Source organism: Mesorhizobium sp. FG116, assembly GCF_057809835.1.
This window is the reverse complement of sequence record NZ_JBMDKS010000075.1, coordinates 1-3898: the sequence shown is the minus strand read 5'-3', so window position 1 is coordinate 3898 and position 3898 is coordinate 1. Positions and strand designations below refer to the sequence as shown.

7 protein-coding genes are annotated in these 3898 nt (G+C 60.9%); 5 read left to right on the top strand and 2 right to left on the bottom strand.

The features are described 5' to 3' along the window. The first annotated feature begins 89 nt into the window (after window positions 1–89). The 5 genes from ACODTY_RS23445 (at window position 90) to ACODTY_RS23425 (ending at window position 2116) form a co-directional block, all read left to right on the top strand. Window positions 90–410 (top strand): plasmid stabilization protein, encoded by a 321-nt coding sequence (locus ACODTY_RS23445; protein ID WP_488996580.1) that lies wholly within the window; start codon window positions 90–92, stop codon window positions 408–410. 12 nt (window positions 411–422) lie between these two features. Continuing rightward, window positions 423–860 (top strand): PPC domain-containing DNA-binding protein, encoded by a 438-nt coding sequence (locus ACODTY_RS23440; protein ID WP_488996579.1) that lies wholly within the window; start codon window positions 423–425, stop codon window positions 858–860. 13 nt (window positions 861–873) lie between these two features. Next, entirely contained in the window at window positions 874–1083 is a 210-nt protein-coding gene (locus ACODTY_RS23435; RefSeq protein ID WP_488996578.1) for a KTSC domain-containing protein, read from the top strand. A gap of 101 nt (window positions 1084–1184) precedes the next feature. Next, window positions 1185–1481: a PRC-barrel domain-containing protein gene (locus ACODTY_RS23430; protein WP_488996577.1), complete on the top strand. Its 297-nt coding sequence runs from the start codon at window positions 1185–1187 to the stop codon at window positions 1479–1481. Between the two features lie 251 nt (window positions 1482–1732). Next, window positions 1733–2116: a GFA family protein gene (locus tag ACODTY_RS23425; protein WP_488996576.1), complete on the top strand. Its 384-nt coding sequence runs from the start codon at window positions 1733–1735 to the stop codon at window positions 2114–2116. Between the two features lie 39 nt (window positions 2117–2155). Here ACODTY_RS23425 and xth read toward each other — a convergent pair whose 3' ends face one another. Together xth and ACODTY_RS23415 are read right to left on the bottom strand one after the other, a co-directional pair. Then, window positions 2156–2932: an exodeoxyribonuclease III gene (xth, locus tag ACODTY_RS23420; RefSeq protein WP_488996575.1), complete on the bottom strand. Its 777-nt coding sequence runs from the start codon at window positions 2930–2932 to the stop codon at window positions 2156–2158. A 43-nt stretch (window positions 2933–2975) separates the two neighbouring features. Next, window positions 2976–3869 (bottom strand): SDR family oxidoreductase, encoded by an 894-nt coding sequence (locus tag ACODTY_RS23415; protein WP_488996581.1) that lies wholly within the window; start codon window positions 3867–3869, stop codon window positions 2976–2978. Window positions 3870–3898 lie beyond the last annotated feature (29 nt).

The window sequence follows — 3898 nt, the reverse complement described above, 5'->3', positions numbered from 1 at the left end:
GTCGTCGAGACACCCGGTCTGTTCGTAGCTGTCGGAACCGCGCGGCATCGCTGCCGTTCTCATATTCATGACAGCAATAGGAGGTGGCCATGCCACGTGGTGACAAGTCCAAATATACCGACAAGCAGGAACGCAAGGCCGATCACATCGCCGAAGGCTACGAAAAGCGTGGTGTCTCGGAAAAGGAAGCCGAGCGCAGAGCCTGGGCGACCGTCAACAAGGACGACGGCGGCGGCAAAAAGGCAGGCGGCTCCGGCCAAGGCAAGCACACCGGCCATCCTGCCGCTCACAAGGGCGGAGAAAAAGGCGGCAAGGCCGCAGCCTCCCGTTCCGCCAGCGACCGCTCCGCTTCAGTGAAAAAAGCTGCTTCAACGCGCAAGCGCAACGCCGAGCACCACACTCATAGCTAACGGCAAAAGCCGATGCGATCGAAATTGCTCAGCGAGAGCGACGGCGTCAGGACCTTCGTCGTCGTTCTCGATCCCGGTGAAGAGGCGTTCCGGTCGATTTCGGATTTCGCCGAGGAGCAAAATGTCACCACTGCCGCAGTGACCGCGATCAGAGCGTTCGAAAGGGCAATCGTCGGCTGGTTCGACTTCGTGTCGAAGGCCTACCGCAAAATTCCGGTGACTGAGCAATGCGAGGTATTGAGCGCCATAGGCGACATCGCCGAGGGCGACGACGGCGAGCCCAGCCTGCACGCCCATGCGGTGCTTGGGCTGTCGGATGGATCGACCCGCGGCGGCCACCTGCGCGAAGGGCTCGTTCACCCGACGCTCAAGGTGATGGTAACGGAAACGCCCGCTCACCTGCACAGAAGGAAGCGCCCTGAACTCGGGATCGCCCTGCTCGATCTGTAGCGAAGACATTGTCATGCCGTCCACCGTGATCGAAAAAAGCGCGTACGATCCCGCGACGAGGACAATGAGCGTTTGGTTCCGGGCCAGCGGCCGACGCTACGACTATGAGGACGTGCCGCCGGATACCTACGCCGCGTACCGCGCCGCATTTTCCAAAGGCAGCTATTTCAACAGGTTCATCCGCGACCGGTTTCTGGATCGATGGATCGCGGAGGCTCGATGATCGCCACGTGCTCTTTCGCCGCCGATCTCCACGCGCGGTCCCCTCGCGGAACGGTTCGACCTCTCGCGGATTGAGTAAGTCCACCCTCGAGGAGAGTTTTCATGGACCACAGCAACCACGTTCGTCTCACCGAAGCGGAACTGAACCAGGCCAATCTTGAAGGCGCCACCATCTATGGACCGGACGACGATAACGTTGGCTCGGTATCCCATGTTCACGGCGCCGGCATGAACGCTCAGGTAATCATCGATGTCGGCGGCTTTCTCGGCATCGGCGCCAAGCCCGTGGCGGTTCCCGCCAGTCAGCTTGACTTCATGCGCGACGAGGATGGCGACGTCCACGCCGTGACGTCCTGGACGGAGGACCAGCTGAAGGCGATGCCCGAACACAAGGACTGAGATCTGGAAGTTGCCATAGGGAAACAAGTCATGTCCACCAACGATATCAAGACGACGCCCGGCAACCGCGATACACCTCCGATACGGTCACCGGACGGAAATACGCGTCGAAGCCCGAACGCAGCGACGGCTGGCGACGACAGCACTCAGGCACCGGCAGCCCCCAAGACCAGTGGCGCATCTGCAAAGGATAGGGCCTATCGAAATCTCGCGTTCCCGACCGAAACCACGATGACAAACGCGTAGCGGGCGTGACGCCACGGCCTACCGGCGAGCGGGGCGGGCTGTGTGGTGCCGTGCGCTATACTCTAACCGGCCCGCCGCTTCGGGCCGGTATTTGTCATTGTCTGGACTGTCGCAAGGCGAGCGGAAGCCATTTCACGCCATTCGGCGTCTGGCCCGCGGGCGCATTCGAATGCTTCGGTGAAATGAAAGTCTTTGCCAAGCGCAGCTTCTGTCCGGACTGCGGCGCCCGCATCGCCTGGCTCCGCGACGACGAGGCCGAGATCATGCTGGGTTCACTTGACGACGCGCCAACCGGCATCGTGCCCGACTATGAGCTTTGGACCGGCCGTCGCGAGGACTGGATGCTTCCCCTGCCCTGGACGGGAGCAGTTCGACCAAGACCGACCTGAATCAGCGCCGGCCGATCATCGAGTACCGCATGAACCTGATTAAGTGCTGGCGATTTCGATCCATACCGGAGCGTGATCGCTTGCCTTCTCCCAACTGCGTGCTTCTCGATCGACTTGGGCAGCGACCAGCCGGTCGGCCAGCGTTGGACTGAGCAGGAAATGATCGATGCGCAGTCCGGCGTCGCGGGCGAATGCATTTCGGAAATACTTCCAGAAGGTGTAGATCCGCTCGCCCGGGTGCAGCGTTCTCAATGCGTCCGTCCAGCCCTGTTCCAGGAGACGCTGATAAGCCTCGCGCATTTCCGGGCGAAACAGCGCGTCGTCGCGCCATCGTTCCGGAGCATAGACATCGAGATCGGTCGGCATGACGTTGAAATCGCCGACAAGCACCGCTGGAACCTCGGCCTTCAAGAGTTCGTCGGCGTAGTCATGCAGGCGAGAGAACCAGCGAAGCTTGTAGTCGAATTTCGGACCGGGAGCCGGATTGCCGTTGGGTACATAGAGGCATCCGATCAGGACACCACCGACGGCCGCTTCGATATAGCGGCTATGGCTGTCATCGGGGTCGCCGGGCAGACCCCGCCGGGTTTCGATCGGCATTCTGTCCCGGGCAAGGATTGCCACGCCGTTCCAGCTTTTCTGACCCTGCCAGATAGCGCCGTAGCCTGCCTTCTCGATTTCGCGGACGGGAAACCGATCATCTGGAGATTTGAGTTCCTGCAAGCAGACGATATCGGGTCGAGCTTGAGCAAGCCAGCGCAGAAGCACCGACAATCGGCCATTCACGCCATTGACGTTGAATGTCGCGATCTTCATCGCGGGATGCGACCGAAGTCGTTCATCTGCTCATAACGATCGCTTAGGCAACGCCTTTGCCGCCGGTGACGCCGTAGACCTCGCCGTTGATGAAACTCGCTTCCTTGGAAGCAAGCAGCACATAGACAGGGGCAAGCTCCGCCGGCTGGCCGGGCCGCCCGAAATCGCTGTCCTTGCCGAAATTCTCCACCTTCTCGTCGGGTTGACCGCCGCTGGGCTGCAGCACGGTCCAGACCGGACCTGGCGCTACAGCGTTCACGCGAATCCCCTTCTCGATCAGCTGCTTGGCAAGCGCCTTGGTGTAGGCGACGATTCCGGCCTTCGTCGTTGCGTAGTCGAGGAGGATCGGTGACGGTTCATAGGCCTGGATAGACGCGGTGGTGATAACCGATGCACCAGGCGGAAGATGCGGCACTGCCGCCTGCGCAATCCAATGCAAGGCATAGAGGTTGGTTTTCATCGTGCGGTCGAAGTCCTCGGTCGACAGCTCGTCGATCTTTTCGCGGTATTGTTGTCGTCCGGCATTGATGACGAGAATGTCGAGACCACCAAGATCCGAAACGGCTTTCTTGACCATTTCGCGGCACCAAGCCTCATCTTGGATGTCGCCAGGTAACGCGACGGCCTTGCGAGCTTCCGCTTCGATCAGGTCGATCACTTGCCTGGCGTCAGCTTCTTCTTCCGGGAGGTACGAGATTGCAACGTCGGCGCCTTCCCGCGCAAAGGCGATCGCTGCTGCCCGGCCGATGCCGGAATCGCCGCCAGTTACAAGCGCCTTGCGGCCTTCGAGCCGCCCGGAACCTCGATAGCTCTCTTCGCCGTGGTCGGGGACCGGATCCATCTTTCGTGCGAGTCCCGGCATTTCCTGCGGCTGTTTTGGGAAGGGCGGCGCTGGATAGAGTTTGCGCGGATCCTGCAATCGGGACGAACTGGTCAAGGCAATGTCTCCTTCCGGTCTTCCAGGCT